The organism is Acaryochloris marina S15 (assembly GCF_018336915.1).
In the GTDB taxonomy this organism is placed as follows: domain Bacteria; phylum Cyanobacteriota; class Cyanobacteriia; order Thermosynechococcales; family Thermosynechococcaceae; genus Acaryochloris; species Acaryochloris marina_A.
In genome coordinates, this window is sequence record NZ_CP064923.1 from 3,285,176 (window position 1) to 3,308,387 (window position 23,212).

At 48.8% G+C, this 23,212-nt stretch carries 23 protein-coding genes, 1 tRNA gene and 2 pseudogenes; 7 read left to right on the plus strand and 19 right to left on the minus strand.

Translation table 11 applies throughout. From position 1 onward, the window contains the following. The first annotated feature begins 1 nt into the window (after nt 1). From I1H34_RS15280 to I1H34_RS32220, 5 genes and pseudogenes are all read left to right on the plus strand, one after another. Entirely contained in the window at nt 2-655 is a 654-nt protein-coding gene (locus I1H34_RS15280; RefSeq protein WP_249369273.1) for an anti-phage-associated DUF3780 domain-containing protein, read from the plus strand. Nucleotides 656-790: 135 nt separating this feature from the next. Further along, nucleotides 791-982 (plus strand): DUF433 domain-containing protein, encoded by a 192-nt coding sequence (locus I1H34_RS15285; RefSeq protein ID WP_212666287.1) that lies wholly within the window; start codon nt 791-793, stop codon nt 980-982. Nucleotides 983-1,063: 81 nt separating this feature from the next. Then, the gene (locus I1H34_RS15290; protein WP_212661901.1) at nt 1,064-1,381 is read left to right on the plus strand and encodes a DUF433 domain-containing protein; all 318 of its coding nucleotides are present in this window, start codon (nt 1,064-1,066) and stop codon (nt 1,379-1,381) included. A gap of 14 nt (nt 1,382-1,395) precedes the next feature. Continuing rightward, on the plus strand, nt 1,396-1,725 hold the full coding sequence (locus I1H34_RS15295) for a DUF5615 family PIN-like protein (RefSeq protein WP_212661902.1): 330 nt from the start codon (nt 1,396-1,398) through the stop codon (nt 1,723-1,725). A gap of 20 nt (nt 1,726-1,745) precedes the next feature. After that, nucleotides 1,746-2,681 (plus strand): annotated as a pseudogene (locus I1H34_RS32220) (DUF1156 domain-containing protein); the annotation flags it as partial. A gap of 23 nt (nt 2,682-2,704) precedes the next feature. Here I1H34_RS32220 and I1H34_RS15305 read toward each other — a convergent pair. Genes I1H34_RS15305 through I1H34_RS15315 form a run of 3 tightly spaced genes read right to left on the minus strand, consistent with a single transcriptional unit; the run spans nt 2,705 to nt 6,245 of the window. Further along, nucleotides 2,705-4,033 (minus strand): ISNCY family transposase, encoded by a 1,329-nt coding sequence (locus tag I1H34_RS15305; protein WP_212661733.1) that lies wholly within the window; start codon nt 4,031-4,033, stop codon nt 2,705-2,707. Between the two features lie 47 nt (nt 4,034-4,080). Further along, a complete protein-coding gene (locus I1H34_RS15310) occupies nt 4,081-4,440 on the minus strand; it encodes a hypothetical protein (RefSeq protein WP_212661903.1) in 360 nt (119 codons plus the stop codon). Nucleotides 4,441-4,445: 5 nt separating this feature from the next. Next, the gene (locus I1H34_RS15315) at nt 4,446-6,245 is read right to left on the minus strand and encodes a Mu transposase C-terminal domain-containing protein (protein WP_212661904.1); all 1,800 of its coding nucleotides are present in this window, start codon (nt 6,243-6,245) and stop codon (nt 4,446-4,448) included. Between the two features lie 275 nt (nt 6,246-6,520). On the opposite strand from I1H34_RS15315, the gene I1H34_RS15320 reads away from it, so the two are divergent. Further along, a tRNA-Gly gene (locus I1H34_RS15320) sits at nt 6,521-6,592 on the plus strand. A 21-nt stretch (nt 6,593-6,613) separates the two neighbouring features. Here I1H34_RS15320 and I1H34_RS15325 read toward each other — a convergent pair. From I1H34_RS15325 to I1H34_RS15385, 13 genes and pseudogenes are all read right to left on the minus strand, one after another. After that, on the minus strand, nt 6,614-7,021 hold the full coding sequence (locus I1H34_RS15325; RefSeq protein WP_249369277.1) for a type II toxin-antitoxin system VapC family toxin: 408 nt from the start codon (nt 7,019-7,021) through the stop codon (nt 6,614-6,616). Between the two features lie 32 nt (nt 7,022-7,053). Next, nucleotides 7,054-7,287 carry a FitA-like ribbon-helix-helix domain-containing protein gene (locus tag I1H34_RS15330; protein WP_212661906.1) on the minus strand — a complete coding sequence of 78 codons (234 nt, stop codon included), beginning with the start codon at nt 7,285-7,287 and terminating at the stop codon, nt 7,054-7,056. Between the two features lie 261 nt (nt 7,288-7,548). Then, the gene (locus I1H34_RS15335) at nt 7,549-10,722 is read right to left on the minus strand and encodes a type I restriction endonuclease subunit R (RefSeq protein ID WP_212661907.1); all 3,174 of its coding nucleotides are present in this window, start codon (nt 10,720-10,722) and stop codon (nt 7,549-7,551) included. A gap of 55 nt (nt 10,723-10,777) precedes the next feature. Continuing rightward, nucleotides 10,778-11,203 carry a type II toxin-antitoxin system VapC family toxin gene (locus I1H34_RS15340; protein ID WP_212661908.1) on the minus strand — a complete coding sequence of 142 codons (426 nt, stop codon included), beginning with the start codon at nt 11,201-11,203 and terminating at the stop codon, nt 10,778-10,780. Then, nucleotides 11,190-11,504, minus strand: a complete 315-nt coding sequence (locus tag I1H34_RS15345) for a hypothetical protein (protein ID WP_249369279.1) — start codon at nt 11,502-11,504, stop codon at nt 11,190-11,192. Before I1H34_RS15345 ends, I1H34_RS15340 begins: the two co-directional genes overlap by 14 nt. 103 nt (nt 11,505-11,607) lie before the next feature. Next, nucleotides 11,608-12,012: a type II toxin-antitoxin system tRNA(fMet)-specific endonuclease VapC gene (vapC, locus tag I1H34_RS15350; RefSeq protein WP_212661909.1), complete on the minus strand. Its 405-nt coding sequence runs from the start codon at nt 12,010-12,012 to the stop codon at nt 11,608-11,610. Then, a complete protein-coding gene (locus tag I1H34_RS15355; RefSeq protein WP_212661910.1) occupies nt 12,009-12,248 on the minus strand; it encodes a hypothetical protein in 240 nt (79 codons plus the stop codon). The genes vapC and I1H34_RS15355 overlap by 4 nt, the downstream gene beginning before the upstream one ends. A gap of 583 nt (nt 12,249-12,831) precedes the next feature. Next, a complete protein-coding gene (locus I1H34_RS15360; protein WP_212661911.1) occupies nt 12,832-12,999 on the minus strand; it encodes a nucleotidyltransferase family protein in 168 nt (55 codons plus the stop codon). A gap of 11 nt (nt 13,000-13,010) precedes the next feature. Beyond that, complete coding sequence (locus I1H34_RS15365; protein WP_212661912.1) at nt 13,011-14,348, minus strand: restriction endonuclease subunit S; 1,338 nt, start codon at nt 14,346-14,348, stop codon at nt 13,011-13,013. Nucleotides 14,349-14,465: 117 nt separating this feature from the next. Further along, nucleotides 14,466-14,927, minus strand: coding sequence for an endonuclease domain-containing protein (locus I1H34_RS15370; protein WP_212661913.1), 462 nt, complete (start codon nt 14,925-14,927; stop codon nt 14,466-14,468). Nucleotides 14,928-15,088: 161 nt separating this feature from the next. After that, nucleotides 15,089-15,385: a hypothetical protein gene (locus tag I1H34_RS15375; RefSeq protein ID WP_212661914.1), complete on the minus strand. Its 297-nt coding sequence runs from the start codon at nt 15,383-15,385 to the stop codon at nt 15,089-15,091. A 43-nt stretch (nt 15,386-15,428) separates the two neighbouring features. Further along, nucleotides 15,429-16,127, minus strand: a pseudogene (locus I1H34_RS15380) (PDDEXK nuclease domain-containing protein); the annotation flags it as partial. Then, nucleotides 16,124-18,100, minus strand: a complete 1,977-nt coding sequence (locus I1H34_RS15385; protein ID WP_212661916.1) for a type I restriction-modification system subunit M — start codon at nt 18,098-18,100, stop codon at nt 16,124-16,126. The pseudogene I1H34_RS15380 and the gene I1H34_RS15385, both read right to left, overlap by 4 nt. Nucleotides 18,101-18,552: 452 nt before the next feature. On the opposite strand from I1H34_RS15385, the gene I1H34_RS15390 reads away from it, so the two are divergent. Beyond that, nucleotides 18,553-19,278, plus strand: coding sequence for an ABC transporter permease (locus I1H34_RS15390; protein WP_249370172.1), 726 nt, complete (start codon nt 18,553-18,555; stop codon nt 19,276-19,278). A gap of 25 nt (nt 19,279-19,303) precedes the next feature. Here I1H34_RS15390 and I1H34_RS15395 read toward each other — a convergent pair whose 3' ends face one another. The 3 genes from I1H34_RS15395 to I1H34_RS15405 form a co-directional block, all read right to left on the minus strand. Continuing rightward, entirely contained in the window at nt 19,304-19,801 is a 498-nt protein-coding gene (locus I1H34_RS15395; protein ID WP_212661917.1) for a hypothetical protein, read from the minus strand. Between the two features lie 387 nt (nt 19,802-20,188). Then, nucleotides 20,189-21,859 (minus strand): tetratricopeptide repeat protein, encoded by a 1,671-nt coding sequence (locus I1H34_RS15400; RefSeq protein ID WP_212661918.1) that lies wholly within the window; start codon nt 21,857-21,859, stop codon nt 20,189-20,191. Nucleotides 21,860-21,882: 23 nt separating this feature from the next. Next, nucleotides 21,883-23,190 (minus strand): J domain-containing protein, encoded by a 1,308-nt coding sequence (locus tag I1H34_RS15405; protein WP_212661919.1) that lies wholly within the window; start codon nt 23,188-23,190, stop codon nt 21,883-21,885. Between the last annotated feature and the right edge of the window lie 22 nt (nt 23,191-23,212).

Here is a 23,212-nt window from a genome sequence, read left to right on the forward strand (position 1 = left end):
AATGAGTCTAGTGCAAACGTACTTAGCCCCCATGGCCAAAGAGACTAAAAAGACACGCGCAAAGACACGTTCAAAGGCCAGTAAACCTGCCCATGCCACCCAGGGCTTTGGGGTGCCGATCACGGCAGCGCCCCACCATTTTGTGGTGATTATTCCTCGGGGGACCAAGCAGCCGGTGCAAATTGTGGAAGACCTGGGGATGCACACCCTGGGTGATGAAAGTGAGCTGCTGGATCGAGTGGAGCTGCCCCGTGGGATTTGGACGGAAATTGCTAACCCAGTAAAGCGGATGTTTAATGAGCGTCTGAAAGCGCATCAGCTAAAGCCGGGTCAGTGGAAGGCAGGGGAAAATCGGGTGGACCGATTGCTGGGTAAAGAGTTATGTGTGCTGGCCTGGGCCATTGAGGATCTAGAAGAGGAGAAGATTGGGACGGCGCTGCGGAATTGGTTGGCATTACGGCCAGAGGAGCGCTGGTGGTTGTTTGGGATGACGGCGACGACTGTAGGTGCCCCTGAGGATAAGGGGCGAGGGTGGCGAATGGCGCTGAAATATGCCCTGGGGTATCCCCCCCAGCCAACGCTGAGAGCCCCTAGAAAAGGTGATAAGACGGACGCTGAGGACATCTACGAAACATTGCCACTATTTCAGGGTTAAACCTTGTCCACGTCCAGAACTGGAGTTTTTCCGTAGAGGAAACTATATGTTTCATTCAACTTAGACGTGGTTTAACTGCAGATTCTAAGCTCAAGAAAATGGAGAAACATCAAAGCTCACAAAACGGTGGAACCAATGGAAAATGCCAATTCTTTAAATATGTTGGAACGTGCTCCAGACAAGGTTAGTGGTGCATGGGTCTTTAAGGGCACTCGTGTTCCAGTTGCTGCCCTGTTTGAGAATCTCAAAGATGGGGCTTCTATTGATCAGTTTTTGGAATGGTTTCCAGGGGTTAAGCGTGAGCAAATAGAGACGCTATTGGAATAATCCTCAAACTTTAGAAATGCCACCGTTGATTCCAAAAAATTGCAGATTCCAAAATTAGAGCAAGCCCGTTGGAGACCCCTGATGAACTATTTAGCGACAGACTACAAGTATATTCAGCTTGATGAAAACCAAGTTCCGGTAATTGAAGGCAGCACCATGAAGGTGGTGGAGCTTATTACCTCGCATCTTACCTATGGCTGGAGTCCAGAAGAACTCCACTTTCAGTATTCTCACATCAGTCTGGGCAAAATTTACTCAGCCCTTGCTTACTATTGGGATCATAAAGCGGCGCTCGAAAGCGATATGAAACAGCGTCTCGAAAAAGTAAAAGCCCTACAGCAGGAAGCTCCTCCGTCTCGCATTGTCCAAAAACTAAAGGAGCGGGGTGTGATCTCTTGAGCGTAGCTCTCTACATGGATGAAAACGTACCTCGGCAAATTGCCGTGGGCTTACGACTCCGCGATATTGATGTCCTCACCGTGCAAGAAGATGGAAGGGCCGGAATAGCGGACCCAGAGGTACTGGCCCGCGCCACCGAATTACAAAGAGTCTTATTTTCTAGAGATGACGATCTATTAGCACTGGCCCATCATCGTCAAAAAGTGGGTATCGACTTCTCCGGGGTAGTGTACGCCCATCCTCAAAGTATTAACATCGGTGATTGCGTGAAGGACTTAGAGGTGATTGCCAAAGCCAGCACTTTAGAAGACACGCTGAACCAAGTTCAATATTTACCGCTTTAGTTCCTCTCCTAGTTTTATACATGCCGACTCCGTCTTTGAAACGCTTATCGCTACAAGATGCCCCCTCACTGATTGAGCGGGTATTTCCAGCGCAGAAGATTTCGGCGGAGGCGCAGAAGGAGCGTAAGGCGGGGGCAGGGCAAACGTTGACGGCACTGGGATCTTATTGGAAAGGTCGCAAGCCGTTGATTATGGTGCGGGCGATTGTGCTGGGATGCTTGCTGCCGGTGACGGATGATTTAGAAGCGGATCTGCGCATCTTTGAGAAGCTGATGGGCATTGATGATGCGGCTTTTGGCTGGCGAGAGCCGAAGCTAAGGGTGATTGATATTGCCCAACGGATAGCGTTGGAGAACCCTTGGGACTTTTTTGACTACACCAACAAGTTTTACGATGCGGAAGAGATCGAGGCGCTGCAGTTTCCGTTGGATGTGGAGCAGTACCCGAAGCTAAAGGTGCGATGGAAGCGGGGTTCAGACCTGCGGGACAAGTATCCTTTTTTTATGCAGGCGTTAGAAGGATTGTCTTTTGAGGAGAAGGTGGGCCTGTGTCGGCGACCGGAAGAGATTGATCCAGAGGTTCTTTATGGGCCGATTTGGCAGGATGTGAATAAGCACCTGGAACCGTTTGGCATTGAGGCACATTCCCATGAGTCGTTGGTGGAGCAGTTGGGGGTTTTGCGCTATGGGCATCGGCCCAAGGTGGGAGATACGTTTTGTGGGGGTGGGTCGATACCGTTTGAGGCGGCGCGGTTGGGGTGTGATGTGTATGCGTCGGATTTGAATCCGGTGGCCTGTATGTTGACCTGGGGAGCGTTGAATATTATTGGGGCGAGTCCAGAAAAGCGGAAAGAGATTGAGAAAGCTCAAAAAGAAGTAGCGGAAGCAGTAGATCGAGAGATTACCGAGCTGGGGATTGAGCATAATGAGCGGGGGGATCGGGCGAAAGCGTTTTTGTCAGCAATTGTAAATTCAATATTTCATGAGGTATCGGCTGCTATTCGAGGCTCTGGATCATCCAACATAAACTGGAGCAAATGCTCCCAACTCTCAAAGAGCAAGTATTTGGTCAAAGTCTGAATATCGTGAAAAAAGCCTTGTCGGGTTCCCCGTTGCTTTCGCATGCGTTGATAAGTGGAGTCCACCAAGTGCAAGACGGTATGAAATAAGAATGCCAACAGGTTGAGTACCAATAGCACAGCAGCAAGGTTCTTCTGACCATGACCAAAATTATGTTCTAAGTGATAGCCCTTGGTTTTGAGGACATTGTGTCCTTCATTCTCCGCTTTCCATCGGGCACGTCCAGCACTGACAATCTCGGCCACACTTTGGTCATTGATGAAATGGTGAGTAATGAACGCGTTGTGATACATAGTCTTTCCATCAGCAGCACGAGTAACAGAGACTTCGCACCAGTTGACCATCACTGCTGGTAGCTCCTCACGCAGGGGGATGCGATTGTAATAGCGATACTGACAAATTTCATGATAGCGACCGTTCCAGCCCCGAGTCTCTAGATGCTCAACATCTCCAATACCTTCTAAATACTCTACCCATTCATATAGCTCTGGATGGGAGGAGGGCAAACAGACAAAAATGAAGTTCAACTCATCCTCTAAACAAGTCTCCACCATCGGTTGACGGCTATAGAGGTCATCGCCAAGAACCGTAATCTTGGCTCCGTCAAACCCTTGAGCATGCCCCTTGATCCACCGTTTGGCCGCAGCGGTTTCACTATCCTGTTTCTCCGCACCATCTTGAGGACGAATGAACTCTGGGGCCAGAGAAATGACATGTTCAATTTCCGGACAAACGAGGACGGGCAACACGGCGGTGTGCGTATAGGTGACACTCCCATCCCGATGGGTTTTGGTAGAACACTGATCGCAACAAATCCGGTTTGAGGAAAAATACTCGCTGCCGTCTAGCCCTACCAACAGGTGTCCACCTAGAACCTTATATTGCTCTAGATAACCTCGTCGTAGGAGAACGCTATAAATTTGATAAAAAATGGGAAACAGAAGACGAAATGCGATCAAGTCCAAAACATTCTTGATTTGGTTGCTCGTGGGGAGTTCTGTTAACTCAAAGAGGGCTTGGGCGTTGTCACGACCATGACGACTATGAACATGGCGTTGGTACTCCAGAAACGAAGGACATTGCATAAAGAAGACAGCAAATGCGCCTAATACAATATCTTTGAGACTAAATTTGGTGCCATTACTGGGTTGACGTGGATCATCGAGGTGCTCAATGAGCTGATGTAGCCAGTGCAGTAAGAGAGGGAAATTTAGAACACCTTCATTCATCGTCTGGGGCTCTGCAAGTGTATGAATACATCCTCAACGACTACAACCTAGCTTGCCAAAATTTTGAATTTACAATTGCTGGTGATAAAGACATCTCGGGGACGACCTGGATCATGCATTTCCACATACAACACAGGCATCGGAATGCGGTACAGCCCTCCCTTCTGCTTGGAATAGTGAGCCCGATAGACCTGACTTGCCTTTGAAAGACCCACATCATCAGAGGTGTACACCACACCAGAGTGCAACACGGCTTTGCGCTCATTCAGCCAATCAAAATAGGCTTGTTCTCTAGGAGTTTGAATATAGGGATCAAATTCCTTGATTCGCTGGGCTTTCAGATCTAGCTCTGAAGGCTGTTCACCGAGATCAACCGATGTCAATTGAATTGGGACAGGTTCTACCATCGGGCTCACCAGCTTTCACTCAGAAACTCATCCCAATTCTCTATCACAGAAACCTGCTGTGATTCTGCAGCAACGTCATGATCGGAAAAGGGTTGTTGATCTGGGGGATCCTGGACCACTCGCTTCCCATCCTGAGAATCCATAACATTTCCCTTGATTTCAGCGATTTGGGAGTCTTGCAGGGTCTTTTCCTCTAGCTTATCCTGGGCTTTCCACCGACACTTTCTCTGAGATTTCTCTTTCCGTTTCTGCTCTGAAAACTGCTGCAGATCCAGCCGCTCACTTAGCAAGGCCACATTATCTATCTTTCGCTCTTGTTGATGCATCTTGCGCTTGATAAGACGCCATTCTTTCAGGGAAATACGAGTTTTCTCCAAATCTCTGGCATGGGCCAAGCCTATATACTCAGATAGCTCAGACTCCTGTGAATAGGAGTAAACCAACACGGTAGAAATATCTCTCGGGTCATACCGGATTTGAATATATTTGTGTGGCAGATTTTTTAGGGCCTTCACCTGATACTTTAAGCACTCAAAATTAAACGACTCATGCTTCTCAACTTTCCGCTTCTTGGTTTTCAACAAGCAAACATCAAGTTTTCGTTCATCGATGATCGGCAGATCACCCAATAGCGAAGCTTGCCAACGCTCTCGTCTCAGGGTATCTCTGACTTTGGGATATTGATGGAGATTGTAATGCTGGGAAAAATAGCGGACCATCAGCTGCTCAAATTCTTCCAAGGTCACACAGGCATTTTTTTCAGCCTCTACAGGGCGAGTTTGAACATTGGAACCCTTATAGCCCAGTAAATGAGATAGCAATTCTGTATTGTTTTTTCCAAACACTGATTCCACGACTCCCCCAGCTTGGGGATATGCGCGCCGCCTGAGCTTGATACCGAGATGAGAAGCAACCTTCTTCAAATGCAGAGACTTAAACTCTTTGGCTCGGTCTGTAAATAGATAATCTGGAATCCCACGTTCAATCCAAGGTTGTTCGAGCTTGTACTCAGGTCCATAGTGCTTGGGAAGCATCGCGTGACGCAAGGCTAGCCCTACCTCAAAGGCTCCAGGTGCTTCAAACCCTACGTAGTAACCCATCAGACAACCAGAGTAGTGATCGACAATGATCGTTAAGAAGGGACAACCAATAATCTCTCCTTTATCATCTACCAGCAGAATATCGGCTTTGGTATGGTCTGCTTGCCAAATCTGGTTGCTATAAGTGACGGGTATATCCCCATCCGTCGTACGAGCAACTTTATTTTTTCCTTGACCTGGGTGCCGCTGGGTTTCCCGAGCTTTCTCAATGTAGGGGGCTAAAACTTTGTAAACGGTGACATGAGACGGATATTCGCCTTGTTTGAGACCTAAATTTAGCTCTGCATGGGCTTTGACGAGGTTAAAGACTTGATTGCGATTGATCCGCAAGCTATTCTTTTGACCCCGCAGATAGGTTTGGACGATAAATTGATGCCACTCTTTGGATATTCTGAATTTACCTTTATCCGCTCTGACCTCTACAGCTAAGCCATCCCAGCCCTTATTTCTGACCCGTTTTAGCGTGCGAATAATTGTGGTTCGATGAACCCTTAAGATCTGGGCTGCTTCTCTAATTTTCTGAGTCTTCAGTCCTTCCGGTGCTCGAAGAATCTCTGAAAGCAGGCGGATTTTCAGATTGGAGGACTCTGCACAAGATTCCAAGACCTGGGGAAGCAGAGAACTATCACGTAAGCTATCGACATCAACAGATTCTTCACTCTCTGCCAATAACTGTGCATCTTTTGCAGTATTTGCAAATTCCATAGGACTTAGCAAAACCTAACCAACACACCGACAAAGGTGCATGTAATTCTTTAAAAGAATACCCCCACTATACAGAGGTGGTGCACTTAAATATTTAATTATGGAGAAAAGTTCTTTATTCGAAAAAGGTTGTATAAGATAGATACAGTAACCAGCTATAGACTCTTCGAAGAGTGCACTAATTCTTTAAATCAGTGCATTTAATTATTTAATGGACAAAATCTATAGTTCGATTAAGGAGTCAGAGTTGGATGCTATCTTAATATTCACGTTCTGCGGATGTAGTTCAGTGGTAGAACGTCAGCTTCCCAAGCTGAATGTCGTCGGTTCGAGTCCGATCATCCGCTTTGACACATGCTCATCATTCTCTACCCTACAAAAGGGTTGATGAGTTTTATCGTACACCCTTCAAAATCGCTTATGTTTCGAGTTGCAATGGCCAAAGGCCGGTCGTAGAACATCGCACTACCGTATTGTTTTGCGATCGCAGCAATCATCATATCGAAGGCATCCACATGTAACCCCTGTTGCAAACAGGTATTACACAACTCACCGTAAGCCAAAGCTGCTTTAGGCTCAAAATTCAATAGTCGATCTCTAAAGCCTGTATCGATAAATATTTCAAATCTACGATGTAAATCTTCGCGCCTTCTGCCTTCAGGCAAGCGACCCAATCCATAATAAATTTCTGCCAAGGTAATCACCGTAATCGCCAGATCCTTTTGATCTTGATCACGCATCCAGTCCAACACCTGTGAAGACGGAGCTGGCTTCATAAGTTCTGACACCACATTCGTATCGAGAATGATCATTCAAGCTCTCGCGGCAGGACAGCAGGATGGGCCTCTAGCTCAACGCCATTGTCTTGGCCAAATAATTGCAGTGCTAAATCAGCAGTATTAGGCTCGGATACAGTCTGAGCTAATGCCTGTCGCAGGATGACACGAGCTTCTTCCTCCATGGAGCGATTATTCTGGGCTGCCTGTACACGCAGCTTCGTTTTGACATCTTCATCTAAATTGCGGATAGTGATGCTGGCCATACAGATGACTCCTGACACTTGATATCATTTTCATCAATGATTGCAATGCCATCAAAAATAAGATGCTAATACTGGCATTTATATTAGAACCCAGCTCAAAGCTTGAGATCATCAGTCATAGCAATTATCAAAAACAGAAATCTCTGTTTATGGGGCAGGTTTGGGGTAAACAAGAAAATCACTCGTCAAAACCCATACAGGGTAAAGGTTTTATTTCAGATTCTCAAACTGAATATCATCGGTTCAAGTCCGATCATCCGCTTATTGGTTATTGTCGTTGTTCGCTTCCCAGGAACTACTGGCGGCTTTCAGCATATTCAATACGAGCAGGGCAAACTTGCGGCCCGATTCTTCATTATCTAAAACGTCTAGGGATAGTTTTTCATGATCAGTCATGGCATCTAATACCGTATCCACCACCTTCTGGGGAAACAGGCCATGCATCACCTGTTCTGGCGTATGGGTCTTAACCTGGGCCATCACATCTTCCTGACGACGGATGCGCTTGGTAATGGTATTGAGAAACTGGACCTGGTCTGCATCACTAATTTCAGCACCAAACAAGTCATTGAGGGACTGAATGATTTCTGAGAGCTTCTTTTTCTCGGGGTCATGGGCTTTGCCAGTACCAATCGCACTGCCTGGCTGCAAAGGATATTCACCTTGATTTTCTGCGAGTCGGAGCTGTTGTTCCTTACGCTTAGTGAGACGGTAGTGGGTTAAAGAAAGTTCAGAAACGTCTATCTGTTCTCGATCTAAACGATCGCGTCGCAGTAGGGGGTAGAGGTGCTTGGTATAGACGCATAGTTGCTCTAATTCCTGATCTTCGTAATCGATAATCTGGGAGAGAAATTCATACAAACGCCCAAAGCTCTGGAGGTTCTTTTTGAACAGGTCGAGTTGGTCAATCTCTTCTCCCGCAGCTTTTAAGGTTGACTCAGCTTGTGTTAGGGCTGCAGTGTTGCTAGTACGTTTTTGCGCCAAGGCTTGTCGGCGGTTGGCGTCAGCCTCTTGATAGCGTTGCTTATAGCGATTGACGGCGGGTTGGCAATGGTAAGCCAGCTTGGCATTGGCAGCTTTGGGGTCAAAGAAGGCCAGGGCAAACGCTTCCACTTCACTCCCGTGATAAATGCCTTCTTCATCTAGGGTATTTTGCAGGTCGTAGAGGAGCTGCGGGTCCGAGACATCTGCGAGTTCTGCCTTGTTGTAGTAAGGCAAAAAGGCTTCCAGAATATCCTGAGGGTCGTTAAAGAAGTCGAGGATAAAGGTGGCTTTGCCAGGGAAGAGGCGGTTGAGGCGAGAGAGGGTTTGTACGCAATCTACGCCGTGGAGTTTTTTGTCCACGTACATGGCGCAGAGCTTGGGCTGGTCGAAGCCCGTTTGGAATTTGTTGGCCACAATCATGACATTATATTCAGCCGTATCAAAGACCTGCCTGATATCGCGCCCCTTGAGATTGGGGTTAAGGAGAGTACTGGTTTCGCGTACCTCTTCCGGGATAGCGTCATCCGGGGGCACCTTGCCAGAAAACGCCACCAGGGGATGCACGTTGGTGTAGCCCTGATCTTGGACATAGGTTTTAAGGGCGAGGTGATAGCAGACTGCTTCTTGGCGACTAGTGGTGACCACCATGGCCTTAGCCTGACCATTGAGCAGATGGGTGACATGCTCGCGAAAGTGCTCAACCATAACCTCCACTTTTTGGCTGATGTTATGGGGGTGCAGACGGACCCAGCGGGCCAGCTTGGTGCGGGCCTGTTTAGAATCCACCTCTCCTTGCTCAGCATGGGGATGGGCAATTTTCCAGGCGGTGGCGTAAGTGGTGTAGTTGAGCAGCACATCGAGGATAAAGCCTTCTTCAATGGCCTGCCGCATGGAGTAAAGATGAAAGGGTTCTGGCTTATTGTCCACGCTGGGAGGCTGATGGGGGTTGGGTGGACGGCCAAAGAGTTCTAGGGTTTTAGCTTTGGGTGTAGCGGTAAAGGCATAGTAGCTGATGTACTGATTGGGTCCCCGCGCCTGTACCGCAGCATCCATTAAGTCTTCGGCACTCAGTCCTTCGGTATCAGGATGGTCACTCCCCAGAATGGCTTTCAGCTTGCTAGCAGCCGATCCGGTTTGGGAGGAATGGGCTTCGTCAGCAATCACGGCATAGCGACCGCTGGCGAGGTCAGGATATTTATCCAGGGCATCAAATAGGGCGGGAAAGGTTTGAATCGTGACGATAATAATGCGGGTTTTGCTGGATAGGGCCTCGGCCAGTTGCTCTGACTTGCTTTGGCTGGTGCCCTCGCGGGTAATGGGAACCACAACGCCCTGGGCATGCTCGAACTGGTAGATGGTGTCCTGGAGTTGGCTATCCAGAACGGTGCGATCGGTAACGACGATGACGGAGCTAAATAGTTTTTGACCGCCGTCGTCATAGAGAGAAGCCAGCTGGTGGGCGGTCCAGGCAATGGAGTTGGATTTCCCGGACCCAGCACTATGCTGAATCAGGTATCGTTGGCCTGCCCCTTCACGGCGAGTAGTATCTATCAGCTGGTTGACCACCTGCCATTGGTGATAGCGAGGAAAAATCAGTTTCTCTTTCGGTTTAACGGAACCGTCAAAATCTTCTTCCTTGGGCTTTTGCAGATGCAAGAACCGACCCAACACCTTTAGCCAAGCATCAGGCTGAAATAGCTGTTCCCATAGGTACGCCGTGGCGTAGGTGTTTTCGGCCTTGGGAGCTGGGTTGCCTGCACCGCCATCCTTCGTGCCCTGGTTAAAGGGCAAGAAAAAGGTGTCTTTGCCTGCCAGTTGGGTGGTCATGGCGACTTCTTGCTGGCTAACGGCAAAATGCACCAGGGCACCACGCTTAAAGGCGAGTAAGGGTTCTGCTGTGCGGGTGAGGGGGTCTTTGACGGGGCGATCAAACCGATACTGGCGTTTGGCGTTGTCGATGGATTGTTTAAACTCGCTTTTGAGTTCTAATGTGGCGGTGGGGATGCCGTTGACGAATAGCACTAGGTCGAGGCGAGGGTTATAGTCACCGGAGCGGGCATGGGGCGAGTAGGATACTTCTGGCACCACCCGCAGGCGATTGGCTTGGTAACGAGCCTGGGTATCGGGGTTCATGCCGTGGTCGGGCTGGAAGCTGCACAGCTCAATTTTGATGCCGGGAATTTTATAGCCATGGCGCAGTAAGTCTAGGGAGCCGTTTTGTTCTAAAGTCCGGACGGTTTTTTGAATTAGGACGCCTGCGGGGTCGGTGGGGTTATTCTTGCAGAGTTTTTGCCAACGGTCGGGCCAGGCGGTTTGGAAGTAGGCCAGCAGGTCTTCGGTATATAGGGCAGTAGTGGGGTTGTAGTTTGCAGACGTGCCGACGAGCCAGCCTTGGGCTTGCAGGGCATTGATGATATCGGTTTGGAAGGCGGCTTCTTTGCTGTCGGCCATAGGGTTTGCCGGGTAGGGGAAATATGCAAATTTAGAGATTGAGTTGCTATGTCGGTTAAATCAGTAGATTTTGAAAGGGATGAGTATTTTTCCGTCGATAGGTGTTGAAGTCTCGCTGATCGACGGAGAGAATACGCCCGTGCCCCAGGTGTTCAGCCAGAATCACCAAGGACGCATCGGCTAGATCCATGGGCAGATTCCGATATTGATTCATCAGATTCAGTATTTGTGTGCAGTGTGTAGGTGTCAAATCGAATACCTGGATAGCACCAGCCGAGACTTTCTTGAGTAAAGCAGCGGGGGCATCGATACCGACCCTTTGCTGCAAGAGGTAGCAAGTTTCTATGATCACAGTGATCACACACCAGGTTGTGATGAATCCTTCTGGCTGGAATTCAGGAAAGCGAGCTATGGCTTGTTGGTGAAATGTATCACGTTTATTTGCGAGTGCTAACCAGAAGCCAGAGTCAATGATGACCATATTTTTTCTCTAGCCCCTCTGCCAGATAGGCTTTGTAATTGACCGATAGATCTTCTTCGGCACTGATACAGCCAATAAGGTCCGACCAGTCTGTATAGTCTGGGGTTGGGACTGTTGGGATTGAGGACGACTGAGGCGTCTGGGTGGCTTGAGAGGGTTGGCTATCTTTTTTGAGGAGCTGGACAAACTGATAGACCTGATTTAGTGCCTCTTGGGGCAGGATTTGGAGGTCTTGCTGGATTTGCTCAAGGGATGCCATTGCGAGAATTGCCGATTGGGTTGGTGAGCGATTTGCTTGCATTTTAGCAATTGGGTTGGTGATCTACTCCATACCTATCGAATTCACGGTTAGGCATCCTTCTCATCTCCTGCAGCATTACTGGTTGTTTAGCCTTTTGTGCAGACTAGCTATTTTCCCAGTCTTCGAGTTGTAGGTCTGGCACTCGTCCGAATTCTCTAGTGTTGTGAGTCACTAGAGTGAGGTTATTGGCTAAGGCGATCGCAGCAATTTGCAAATCGTAGGTGCCGATAGGGGTGCCTGCGGTTTCCAATGCGGCTCGGATTTGTCCACAGACTTCAGCAGCTTTACCGTCAAAAGGCAAGCTCACCAGATCGCCAAAGAAATTACTCAGGTTCTCAAGGTTTTTGGCTCTTCTTGAGCTTTTATAGGCCCCATAGTAAAGTTCATACTTGACGACATCACAGATACAAACATCATCGGCAGAGATGTTGAGCAGACGCTCATAGATAGATTGGCTACTTTGATTGAGGTATCGGATGCAGGTGTTGGTATCGAGTAGGTAAATCACATCAGCACATCGCGCTCTTGCTGCTCACCCTGGGGTGCTCGTTCTAAGGATTCGCCCTGCCATGCTCCAAAGGTCTGGAGAAATTTTTGAGACCATTGGCGTTTGGGTTGATTAGATATTGGTTGGTAGACCAGCAAAATGTCGAGGGCTTCGCCAGAATGATCGGGTAATTGAATTTGAAGGGTGCCGTCTTTGTTGACACGAGCAGTCATTTTTAGGGTTTGCATGGTGTCCATGGATGAAGGGACTAGGGCGAGGCGAGATTGCTTGCATTCTAGCAATTGGGTTGGTGCTCTACTCCATTTTGCACTGGCCCCCCGGCCCCCCTAATTCTGGGGGGAGAGCAGCCTGAAACATTCGATACTTGTGGAGATCAGTGAACAATCTCAATGTTTGAAGGAAGCTATAATTCCTTGGCTGCTGCGGTTATGACTCGTTCCGGCACGGTGGAATGCCCCGACCTACGAAAGCACCGAAATTGTTCAATATTCTCCCCCCAGAGTTGATACCGCTGGCGAAATAAATATTCGTTTACACTGCAAAGCCTCTCACGGCCACCTAAATCCCCCATTCTGGGGGACTTTGAGCCTATATCTGAGCTGGATCATGGGGCCAACAATTTCAAGCATTTTTCTCTCAAATCTAATTTTAAATATCTGTGTGGGAAAACAGGTAAAGTCCCCCACAGGTGGGGGATTTAGGGGGCGAGCGCAATGCTGAAGGCCATAGATATAATCTCTCAATGTAACTGGATGTGAATTTCGCCAGCGGTATCAGAATTGGGGGGCTGGGGGACAATGCAGTGTTAACCATGCAGATTCAGAAGTCTAGGTACACGGTGGCTTTTTCTACTAAAAAATCGATATCGTTATGGGGTTGCTCTTCTCCTCTGGCAACTGACCCAAAAACACGAATACGCTGTGCACCATAGTGTTGACTGAGTGCTAGAACTGCATCGCTTTGGATTCGGAAGGGATCGAGCAGCATGGTTCTATTGTCTAGCAATTGGCTGGGGAAGCGTTGGTGGGGGCTTGCCAGCCTCGGACATCTATTTTCCCTGTCACAGCAGCGGAAATTAGGGCTGAGCGGCGTTCTTGGAGAAGACAGACGTTCTCTTTAGATTGCGATACAAGCTCATTCAAAAGTGATACTTTCTTTTTAATGAATCGACAAATTTCTCTCTGTTCGCTCATTGGAGGCAGGGGCAGAGAAAAAGCGCGCAAATCCCTACATGTAATAGCAGCTTTGGTACTTCCCCAACCTTCTGATTCATAACGAAGCCTAAGATAGTTTGCGGACAACCAATCATGAAGAAAGTCATGAGAAAGATTAATTCCTTCATGCTCAATATATGCAAGATGCTGGTTTATTGTGGCTTCAATTTCTGTAATAGTTGCCATACCCCGAGTCTTACCCTCACCAGTAATAGCTATCAATACAGTTCCTGGCTTGACAATTGGAAGTGCACATTCCTTTAAAGCTTGTTCAGTAACAAACTGATCTGCCTCAATTACCCTCTCTAGATTGACCTTTGAACTATTAAGCCATGGATAATCTCCATTTTCCCAATAAGCAAGATTGTCACGAGATGGAGTACATCCATTCCCTACAAGGCATTGCCATCCAATTCGAGTTATCTGCCAATGCTTGGGTACTTCGCCGAGCCACTCGACGCCGGAGTCCTTCATGGGGGCGGTGGGGTCGAGGCCCTTGGTGACCGCATGGGAAATCACTGCCTGCCGCTTTTCCTTCAGCAGCTCGATCAGCCGCTCCTGCTCCGCGATCAAGGCGTCAATGCGGGCAGTCTCGCGATCGAGAAAACGAGCGATTTGCTGTTGCTCAGAGATGGGAGGTAGCAAGATGGGCATACGAGAATGCTGCTGTGGATCTAGATCCCACTGATTGACACGAATTCCTTTAGAGTTTGATAGATATCCTGCTATGTATTCATTGCATCGGAAAAGATGATGTAGATATCGGGAGCTTTCCTTATTCTGTGACGAATAGACGTGATAGGCAGGACTAACAATTCCTCTATAGTTAGAAATGGCAACAGAGCCTTGCCATGCTTTCATCTTGTTGATTGCAAGATCGCCAACCTCTACAAGTTGATAAGCCGACAAATCATCCGAAGGCTTATTGAAATTGTCTGCTCTGGATGATTTCGGAATTACACCAAAATCGCGATACACAGACAATAACTCTTCCTCTGAATAGCCAGTTCGCTTTGTTCTATTAAACAAGCTCCAAAGAGGCTTAGTTTTCCAATGCTCAGGCACTTCCCCCAACCATTCCACCCCAGAATTCTTATACGCCTCATACCTCGGAAAGCTCATTCGTCCTCAGCCCTCACTACACTATTGCCCCTCAACCAACCCGCCAACTGCTCCACACACACCTCTTGAGACTCACCACTCGCCACCAACCCCAAAAACATAGTCACCGCATCCACTTCAGACGCGCTTAGAGGATGTGTAAAAAGTATCAAACGTACTGCATTCGCCCCCTAAATCCCCCATTCTGGGGGACTTTGACTGTAGATCAATGCTTTGCTCACTTGCCTGTCGAATCTGCTGAAGTACGTTATCTAGATGGTGCATAACGTCTGCGTTGCGGAATCGGATCACGCGGTAACCAGGCTGGTTGAGTTGATCGGTACGGGCTGCGTCGTACTCCATCTGATGGTCGTGAATGTCGCCGTCTAGCTCAATCACTAATCGGCATTGGGGACAGTAAAAATCGACAATAAACGAACCGATAGCGTGTTGACAGCGGAATTTCAGGCCGCTGAGTTGACGTTTTTGCAGTGCTTTCCACAGTTTTTGTTCGGCGGTTGTCAGATTTAGTCTCAGTCGTCGCGCAGCGGCAACGACTGCTGGGGTCGTGCCGCGAATGCGGTGGTGTTGCGATTTCATCTCTTGCCTCTTGTTACCCCTAACCCTATCTCACATCTAGGATAATCATAAACTCTCAAAGTCCCCCAGCATGGGGGATTTAGGGGGCGAATGCAGAGCTTAACGGGACTTTTAAAATAACCTCTCGACGCACCTCATAATGACGACAGAGGGTAACAGCTTCAATTTTTGTCCTGTACTGAGCTACTAGATACATTGGGCGCATGAAAGCCAAAACGGTGAACCCCACGGTGCCCAATCCGAATCCCAAAGATTTGGGCATCAGGATAACGTTTCAACAACGCTTTGGCCGCAGTCAGACTCTCATCAGCGACCTCATACGCCCCCGTCTCAATATCAATGGCAACAACCCTGCCGTAGTTATTCGCCTCCACTTGACACCGCACTTGCGAGTCATAGAGTTCATGCCCCCGCCGCGCAAACTCTTCCTTACTATATTTGGGTTGTCGAACCGTCATAGGGGTGCCCTCCTTGCAACGCTACCCCTTGCATCTTAGCTTGCAGATCCAACGCAAAATCGCGCCCACCCACCTGCACCGGATACTCCGACCCCACAAAACAAAAATCACGCCCCAGCTCAATCAAAAAATCCTGAAGCTGCCGCAACAACGCCCGGTGTAAATCCGCCTCCGTATGCCGCTCTGGTAAATCCAGAAACTCCAGCACATAAGCATCCCGAAACACATCCATCGCCATCGGATGAGATTGTGTCACCGCTGGTGACACCTGCACCAGATTCAAAACCGTTTGCTCAAACCGTGCCGCCTTAAACTGCCGCTCCAGCTCCCGCTTCGACCATTGTTCTTGAATCGCTAACCGCAGGTAAAACTCCCTTTCCTCAGGGTGTTTGCTCTGATTGATAATGATTAAATTATGGGTCCAGGGCAATTGTGTCACCAGTGGTGTCACTTTTTCATCATCCCGATAGGTCTCATATAGCTGCCACATCCGAAACAAATTCCGCCGCGTAAATCCCCGCAATCCTGGCTGAGTGAGGGCCAGGTAGTCCGCCAACTGCTGCACCACCCCATCCCCCCACTCCGCCTGTTCCAGCGTCTGGCTAATGTAAGCCCCCACCTGCCAATACAGCTCCACTAGCTGCGTATTCGCTGTCTGGACAACCTTCTGTTTAGCGGCCTGGATGATCTCTGCCACCTCGGCAAAGCTTTGTTCCACGGCAGGACTGATCGCATCCGTCATGCCGACAAATCCTCGATCATCTGCTTAATCCGATCCGTGCAGACCTTTAGATCCTGGTCAATCTCCGCCAACGGGCGCGGTGGCTCAAACACATAAAAATGCCGATTAAATGGAATCTCAAACCCGACAATCCCCACTTCTCCATCCAGCCCATCGCACTTGCCCTCATCAATCCAGGCATCGGGTACATGGGGTTTGACCTCCCGATCAAAATAGTCATAGATGGACTGTCCCAGAGGTACATTCTCATAGTCCCGCAGCCCCGTATCCGGCTCCGGTTTGCCCTTACTCTGGCAAATATCCCCCTCGGGATGACGCTCCCCCAGACTATTGAGCAACGCCTTGATCTGCTGCGTTTTTAGCTCTACCTTTTGGCCCTTTAGAGCTGCCTTGAGGTCTTTGGTAAACTGGCTCCGATTTAGGTATACCGTCTCCCCATCCATCCCACTCAACGCCGTAATCAGCCGATTTTGCACCGCCCCATCCAGCTTTTGCATTTGCTTTTCCGCCAGTACTGCCTTGACCCGCTCTGCCGTCACCTGAAACGCTAGCCGCAAGGGTCGCTCAATCGTTATTCGCCGATAGCCAAAGGCATCCACCGGAAAGATCTTGCTCTGAGTCGTTTCCTCAAACCGACCGTAGATTCGCACCAGGTCCTCAATTTGTTCTTCGTTGAGATACTGCCGCTTACTCCCCAAGGACTTCCGCATCTTGCTGAAATGCTCTGTGCCGTCAATCAGCTGCACCTGCCCCTGACGTGGCTCTGGCTTGCGGTTCGATAAAATCCACACATAGGTGGCAATGCCCGTGTTGTAAAACATATCCGTGGGCAGGGCGACAATCGCCTCCACCCGATCATTCTGCAACAGATAGCGCCGAATCTCTGACTCTCCACTACCCGCCCCACCCGTAAATAGCGGCGACCCATTGAGAATAATGCCAATCCGGGAGCCACCCTCTTGGGGATCGCGCATTTTGCTAACCAGATGCAGCAAAAACAACAGCGACCCATCCGACACTCGGGGTAACCCTGGACCAAAGCGGCCTTCAAAGCTCCGCTGCTTATGCTCATCGGCCACCTGCTTTTGCACCTTCTTCCATTCCACCCCAAAGGGGGGATTGCTAAGCATAAAGTCGAAGTGGTTAGCCGTGAGCTGGTCTTCTGACAGGGTGTTGCCCAGCTTAATATTGCTGACGGTCTGGCCCTTAATCAACATATCCGCCTTACAGATGGCATAGGACTCAGGATTTAACTCTTGGCCGTGCAGGGACACCGTTACCTTATCGCTGATGGCCTGAATATATTCGTCCCCCTCTGATAAAAAGCCGCCAGTGCCCGCCGTGGGGTCGTAGATTGTGACAATGCTATTGGGCTTTAGCTTGTGATCTTGCTCGGTAATCACCAACGAGGTGGTCAGATGGACAATATCGCGAGGCGTAAAGTGTTCCCCCGCCGTTTCATTCGAACTCTCAGCAAACTTGCGGATCAGCTCCTCAAAGATAATGCCCATGCCAAAATTTGTGATGGTCCGAGGGCTAAGATCCGTAGCAGCAAACCGCTGCACCACCTGGTAGAGCAAATTGCTGGTGTCTAGCTGCAAGACAAATTCATCAAACCGGAAATGCTCAAAGATTTCCCGCGCATCGGGACTAAAGGACTGCACATAGCTCATCAAGTCGTCCGCTGTCTGGGTATCAGACAGAGTGCCGAGGGACAGGGGTGAGGCATTAAAAAACTGCTGGTCTGCTGCCCGCAATAGTAGCTTCTCCCGCACCAAGTCCGGCTTTGTCTGGTGCGCTTTCGCTGCCGCCAACACCTTTTCCTTGGTGGACTCCAGCACACATTCCATACGCCGCAACAGCGTAAACGGCAAAATAATGCGGCCATACTGGGACTGTTTAAAGTCACCCCGCAGCAGATCGGCAATGGACCAGAGAAAGGCGGCAGTTTGGGAGTGATTTTCAGTGTTCATCAAAAAAGTCGTTCTATTACTGTTGATCAAGGAGACATGAATGACGAGCTGAGGATGGTTGACATCATTGCACCCAACATCGTCCGAAGCATATCAGCTCATGACTTTAATGCTCCTGTTGTCATCCTCACTTGTCCTGTAAGTCTTAAAAAAACTTGTTTGAGTCTACCCAATCATCTCTACATCAATAAATGCACGTCCGTGTGCAACTAGAAACCGCTCTAAACAGAAATTTCCACTATAAAAAGCAGGACGTTAGTTGCTTGAGGCCATTCTTCTTTTCACCCATCAAGGATAGGAAGATGAGAGCTATTTTTATCAGACTCCCAGCCTACAATAAGTACTGAACTGATAAAACCAAACCTTCGGTATTGCATAATCTCACCATTGCTCAACCCATCTTGGCCTTAATCGTACTTCAACCCATTGACCTAGCTTGGGCATTAGGCTTAATGGCGATAGCCATTGGCCTCTCAGCTTGGCAGCAACTTGACTTGACCTGGAGCTTATTTTTAGCAACCGGTCGAACGGTTTTACAGCTCATGGTTATGGGCTATGTACTGTGGTTTATTTTTGACTGGAAACATCCAGGTGCAGTTCTAGCACTGGTAGCAGGCATGTTGACCGTCGCCAGTATTGAATCTCGCAACCGCATTGGCAAAGATATTCCCCACCTTATCCCCTGGCTATGGGGCTCCATTTTTATCAGTACGGTTTTGACCCTTAGCTACACATCCATTTTTATCTTGCAACCGGACAATTGGTTTGACCCGCAGTATCTCATTCCCTTAGCAGGGATTGTGATGGGAAATGCCATGAATGGGGCTGCGATCGCAGGGGAAAGGCTCGTTAAAAGCTTAAAAGCGAATCGCAATGAAATCGAGACCCATCTTTGCCTGGGAGCCTCTCCTCAACAGGCGATTGCCCAATATCGCCGTGACGCCATCCGTGCCGGACTCATTCCCACAATCAACGCCATGATGGTGGTCGGCCTCGTCAAACTACCTGGCATCATTACGGGACAGTTGCTCAGTGGAGTCAATCCCCAAGAAGCGGCTTCCTATCAGATACTTATTATGTTTATGCTCGCTTTCGCCACCTTAGTGACAACCTTGCTGGTGGCAACAGGGGTGTATCGTCAGTTCTTTAATTCATCAGCTCAGTTGACCCTACCCTAGAGGGGGCAGGATTTTCTGAAGTTTATTACTCAGCTTTGACTTCTAGGCCAATATCAAACATGACTTCTCTAACGCCAGGAATATCTTTAGTTTGAGTGACAATACTACGGGCAATATCAATGTCTTGGACATTGCCAAAAATTTGTACCGAACCGCTGGCCACTGCGGCAAAGACTTCTGGGTTGATGTCTGATTGAATGAAAGATTTAATTTCTGGATCAGTAAGCCGTTCAGCTTCCGGCTGAAACTGAACATATTCCAGACCTCGGTAGCGCAATCTAGTGGGGTCGATTTTCAGATCTTCATCGAGAACTCGCTGTCGCTGATCTAAGGCGTTGTCTGCTGCTCCCATTGCCGCCAATTGGGGCAGGTTTAGGGTAAGGGCGGCCACACTATTACCAAACAAGAGTATGCCGACTAGGCAAGCAGCCAAAGCTGAACTCAGCAATCGTTGAGACTTCAAAAAAGGGAGTCTCATCAACAGGACAGTGATTGTACTGACAAGAAAAAAGACTAGGAACATGGGGATAGACCAATTCAATACAGCACCAGCCAATAGGCCGCATTTCACCGTAACACTTTTCATTCTTTTACATTCAGTCTGCTAGACAGAAAAAAGACTGCATGGTAGGAGTTTCAGAGCATGATGGTATTCTCTTCAACTCCAGTGTTCGACTATCAAGCGCTTTATCCGTCAACACTCACATTCTGTAAGTCTTTTGAGATCAATTCTGGATCAGCATTCTCTGGGTTGAATTGTCTATCGTCTCCTCAAAGATGAACTCATGCTGTTTCCAAATTTTCTCAAAACTCCTCTTTCCCTGCCCCTATAAGGAGACCTTCAATCTATATCAGCCCGAGCAAAACCTTGAACAAAACAGCGCCTAACCATTAGTGCCATAAACCTCAACTAACTGGAGATCGTTGCTTCGTCAGAATTGGAACTGTAGCCAGCCATCAACTGGTGAAATGCTGGTTCTGAACGCAATGAATCGAGGTCTGCATCTGAGGGTGCGAGGTCACTGACTTTGGGATCGAGATTAAGGGCCTGACTCAGCATCTCTAAGGCCTTGTCCCTTTGCCCTTGCAAACTAAAGGTGCAGGCTTTGTTATAAACGGCTGTGGCGTTCTTAGGATCTAAAGAAAGAGCCTGATCATAAGAAGCGATCGCCCCTGCAAAGTCTTGGAGTTGTAGCAAGGCTGAACCTTTGGCAATCCAGGTTTGGGTCGTATCTGCCCGCAGATTCAAGGCATGGTCATAGCAGCGAACTGCTCGCTCATACTGATGCTGGGGCATCAATGCAAGTCCTTTTAAGTACCATGCATTCCAAGAGGATGGATCAATATAGGCAGCTCGATCGAAGCTATCAATCGCCGCCTCATATTGGGCCAGGTGATAGTGGGCTAAGCCGTGATCGCACCAAATATTGGCATTTTCAGGGTCCAGGGCGAGGGCCTGATCATAGTCGGCAATTTCATCTTCATATCGCTGTAATCCTCGCTGAGCTCGACCTCGATGCACCCAAGCTAAGGCTTGATCGGACTGGAGATGCAGGGTTTCGTCAAAGGCTGCGATCGCATGTTCGTATTGCTGCATCAATAACAGGGCAATCCCCCGCGCATGCCAGGTATCGGCATCGGGTTTTAATTGAATGGCCTGGTGAAAGGCAGCTTCGGCAGCTTCATATTGATGATCTTCGAGGAGCAGCTGTCCCCGGTGATACCAATATTGGGGCTGATCGGGATTGGCTTGGACTGCTTGTTCTGAGTTTGTGATCGCACGCTGCAACTCCGCCGTTTCCTTAGACTGCCCTTGGTTTTGAGGGTTAAGACGTTGACCAATGACTATGGTTGCCACCAGTATCACGAGCGGTAACCAGGTCCACTGGCGAAACACTAAATATCCAATTCTAGAAAACAACACCGGGATACCGAGTTGCTGACTCAAGCCATACACAATTCCCCAAAAGGCGGCATTGGCAGCAGGCACAAACCACAACAAAACAAATAGGACTAGAAAACCGTAACGGCTGTACTTCCTTGCTTGTTTCTGCAGAGGTGGGGAGAGCCAAGGCTCAATAATCCCAAAGCCATCTAAAGAGGGGATAGGTAACAGATTTAAAACGGCACCTGCAACTTCCAACATCCCTAAAAATGCAAGTGCTAACCACACTTGATCTTGGGTGGTCAGGGTTTCTAACTCAAAGGTTCCTAAATTTATCGAGGTTTCCAAAGTCTCCAGCGGATTCCCTAACCGAAAAGGCACTGCCAATAACAACGCCACCATAAACGTTGCTGCAGGCCCTGCTGCAGACATGGCACTATCCCACCAACGATTCCGAATCAGGCTGCGATTGATATAGACTGCTCCCCCTGGCAACGGGATGCCACCAATCAGCAGAAAGACAATCGGCATCACCAAGCTCAGGGAAACATCCGTGTACTTAAGGGGATTAAGGGTGAGGTACCCCTTATCTTTGACCGTTTTATCTCCACCCCAGTAGGCAATAATGGCATGTCCAAATTCGTGCAGACAAACAGAGACAATCCATCCCAAGAAAACGATGAGGGTAACAATCACAACGGCGGTTTCATTCCTGTCGGTCAGCTCGCAAATATCGTAAACGTGCCATAGGTCAACGCACTGGTTACCAATAATAGGGTCGGAACGGCCAAAGTAGCACTTTGCTCTGACAAATTATTAACTTGAGAGCAGCCCACGTACAGCATCAAAACCGCATCACACCCCAAATAGAATGTAGCGATCCAAACACCAGCCGCCCCAAATTGAATGACCAACCCACTTAAAAACATCAACAGACTCAGGGGTAACAGCGTTGCCCCACTGATAAAGATATCGCTGGCCCAACTACCCCGAGTTCGTGTCAGACTGCGGGCAAGTTGATTTAGAAAAATCAAGCTAAAAAACGGCATCGCGCCGAGTACAAACCGTTCTCCCAAGGTGACCGAACTAAAGACAATCGGAAATAGGTTAGCGGCTAACACACAACCCATTAGGGAGAGGCCCCCATAGCCTAACCCCACTTCAGTGGCCCGTCTGGCAGACAAGCGGGCAAAAGTGGACAACAACCCACCACTCGGGTTCCAAAAAAATTCAGGAATCGTCGTAAAAATATCCTGTAAGAGACCTTGTTCCCTGAATCCTTTTCTTTTGACTTTAACCTCAGATTTCGGGCGGGGACTGCGACCCATCTCTTGCAAGATCACTTGCACTCGGTGGACTTCATCCGGCTCACCTTGGGCTTCAAATAGTTGCGCGGCCCGGCTTAAGTCTTCACGGGCCAACTTTTCTTCCTGCATTTCCAGGCGAGCCCGCCCACGGTGCAACCAGGCTTGGGCATACTCTTCGTCTAGGGCAAGGGCCTGGCTATAGGATGCGATGGCAGCGGGGGCAGATCCTAACTGCAATCGGGCTCTACCCTGATAATAATAAGCCTGGGCAACCGTATCATCTAAACCCAGAATCTCCGCACATTCTGCCAGTACCCCTTCATCATCCCCTTGAACAAACCGCACCTGGCACCGTTTGAGATAGGCATCCAAAAATTCTGGATCCGATTCAATCGCACGGGTGTAATCCTGAATGGCCCCTACATAATCTCTTTCTGCAGCCTTTTGGGTCCCTCGGGCATACAGAGCTTGAGCTGTCGTCAGACCATTGCTACCATCTGCATGAATAAATTCATCCGCTTGGCTAGAAGGATGGAGAGCGCTAGAAATAATGTCATAGGCTTCGCTCAATCGCTGAAACTCAGCTTCAGCACTTGGGTTATCCGGGTGCAGATCCGGATGGCATGTTCTAGCCTGACGCCGAAACGCAGCCTTAAGCTCGGCAGGCGTAACATCCGCAGAAACATGCAGCAGTTGGAAGTAAGGTTGCAAATCTGCCATTAAAGTCTAAATTCAGGATTGA

Bases quoted from the DNA above. Each gene is read 5' to 3' on its own strand.
- I1H34_RS15405 (WP_212661919.1), bottom strand. From the start codon at position 23,190: ATGGCAGATTTGCAACCTTACTTCCAACTGCTGCATGTTTCTGCGGAT.
- I1H34_RS15310 (WP_212661903.1), bottom strand. From the start codon at position 4,440: ATGGTAGAACCTGTCCCAATTCAATTGACATCGGTTGATCTCGGTGAA.
- I1H34_RS15340 (WP_212661908.1), bottom strand. From the start codon at position 11,203: ATGGTCATCATTGACTCTGGCTTCTGGTTAGCACTCGCAAATAAACGT.
- I1H34_RS15290 (WP_212661901.1), top strand. From the start codon at position 1,064: ATGAACTATTTAGCGACAGACTACAAGTATATTCAGCTTGATGAAAAC.
- I1H34_RS15395 (WP_212661917.1), bottom strand. From the start codon at position 19,801: ATGTTCCTAGTCTTTTTTCTTGTCAGTACAATCACTGTCCTGTTGATG.
- I1H34_RS15385 (WP_212661916.1), bottom strand. From the start codon at position 18,100: ATGAACACTGAAAATCACTCCCAAACTGCCGCCTTTCTCTGGTCCATT.
- I1H34_RS15295 (WP_212661902.1), top strand. From the start codon at position 1,396: ATGGATGAAAACGTACCTCGGCAAATTGCCGTGGGCTTACGACTCCGC.
- I1H34_RS15280 (WP_249369273.1), top strand. From the start codon at position 2: ATGAGTCTAGTGCAAACGTACTTAGCCCCCATGGCCAAAGAGACTAAA.
- I1H34_RS15335 (WP_212661907.1), bottom strand. From the start codon at position 10,722: ATGGCCGACAGCAAAGAAGCCGCCTTCCAAACCGATATCATCAATGCC.
- I1H34_RS15345 (WP_249369279.1), bottom strand. From the start codon at position 11,504: ATGCAAGCAAATCGCTCACCAACCCAATCGGCAATTCTCGCAATGGCA.
- I1H34_RS15360 (WP_212661911.1), bottom strand. From the start codon at position 12,999: ATGCTGCTCGATCCCTTCCGAATCCAAAGCGATGCAGTTCTAGCACTC.
- I1H34_RS15375 (WP_212661914.1), bottom strand. From the start codon at position 15,385: ATGACGGTTCGACAACCCAAATATAGTAAGGAAGAGTTTGCGCGGCGG.
- I1H34_RS15285 (WP_212666287.1), top strand. From the start codon at position 791: ATGGAAAATGCCAATTCTTTAAATATGTTGGAACGTGCTCCAGACAAG.
- I1H34_RS15390 (WP_249370172.1), top strand. From the start codon at position 18,553: ATGGCGATAGCCATTGGCCTCTCAGCTTGGCAGCAACTTGACTTGACC.
- I1H34_RS15315 (WP_212661904.1), bottom strand. From the start codon at position 6,245: ATGGAATTTGCAAATACTGCAAAAGATGCACAGTTATTGGCAGAGAGT.
- I1H34_RS15365 (WP_212661912.1), bottom strand. From the start codon at position 14,348: ATGAGCTTTCCGAGGTATGAGGCGTATAAGAATTCTGGGGTGGAATGG.
- I1H34_RS15355 (WP_212661910.1), bottom strand. From the start codon at position 12,248: ATGGACACCATGCAAACCCTAAAAATGACTGCTCGTGTCAACAAAGAC.
- I1H34_RS15325 (WP_249369277.1), bottom strand. From the start codon at position 7,021: ATGAAGCCAGCTCCGTCTTCACAGGTGTTGGACTGGATGCGTGATCAA.
- I1H34_RS15370 (WP_212661913.1), bottom strand. From the start codon at position 14,927: ATGAAATCGCAACACCACCGCATTCGCGGCACGACCCCAGCAGTCGTT.
- I1H34_RS15330 (WP_212661906.1), bottom strand. From the start codon at position 7,287: ATGGCCAGCATCACTATCCGCAATTTAGATGAAGATGTCAAAACGAAG.
- I1H34_RS15305 (WP_212661733.1), bottom strand. From the start codon at position 4,033: ATGAATGAAGGTGTTCTAAATTTCCCTCTCTTACTGCACTGGCTACAT.